Source organism: Stenotrophomonas sp. YIM B06876, from assembly GCF_030711595.1.
Lineage (GTDB): Bacteria > Pseudomonadota > Gammaproteobacteria > Xanthomonadales > Xanthomonadaceae > Stenotrophomonas.
Genome location: NZ_JAUJUJ010000400.1, coordinates 1 through 733, shown reverse-complemented (window position 1 = coordinate 733; position 733 = coordinate 1). Strand labels below are relative to the sequence as shown.

Annotated in this window: 1 protein-coding gene and 1 pseudogene; both read left to right on the top strand. The window is 65.3% G+C overall.

The genetic code is table 11. From position 1 onward, the window contains the following. Nucleotides 1-208 (top strand): annotated as a pseudogene (locus tag QZH66_RS17560) (acetyl-CoA C-acyltransferase); the annotation flags it as partial. 147 nt (nucleotides 209-355) lie between these two features. Further along, on the top strand, nucleotides 356-733 hold a 378-nt coding region (locus QZH66_RS17555), incomplete at its 3' end, for an enoyl-CoA hydratase-related protein (RefSeq protein ID WP_345783874.1).

Sequence of the window (733 nt, the reverse complement as noted above, 5' to 3'; positions counted from 1 at the left end):
GACCATGATGGAAGAGCTCAGCATTCCCCACGAGCGCATGAACGTCAACGGCGGCGCCATCGCCATGGGCCACCCGCTGGGCGCCACCGGCGCCATGATTCTGGGCACGGTGCTCGACGAACTCGAGCGCACCGGCAAGCAGACCGCCCTGGTGTCGCTGTGCGTCGCCGCCGGCATGGGTTCGGCCATGGTCATCGAACGCGTCTGAGTCCCAAGGAAAACACCATGCAACAAGACACCATCCGCTACACCGTCGATGCCGACGGCATCGCCCTGCTGACCATCGACTACCCCGGCAAATCGATGAACGTCATCGACCAGGCCTTCATGGACAGCCTGTCCANAACAAGACACCATCCGCTACACCGTCGATGCCGACGGCATCGCCCTGCTGACCATCGACTACCCCGGCAAATCGATGAACGTCATCGACCAGGCCTTCATGGACAGCCTGTCCAGCTGCATCGACCGCGTGGTCGCCGACCCGGCCGTCAAGGGCGCCATCGTGACCTCGGGCAAGGACGCCTTCGTCGCCGGCGCCGACCTGATCGCCATGGAGGCCAACCTCGACAGCATGGGCGACGACACGGCCGCGGTGCTGGTCGACAAATGCGCCTCGCTCTCCAAGCTGCTGCGCCGCATGGAAACCTGCGGCAAGCCGTTTGCCGCCGCCATCAACGGCGTGGCCATGGGCGGCGGCTTCGAGATCGGCCTGGCCTGCCACTACCGCGTC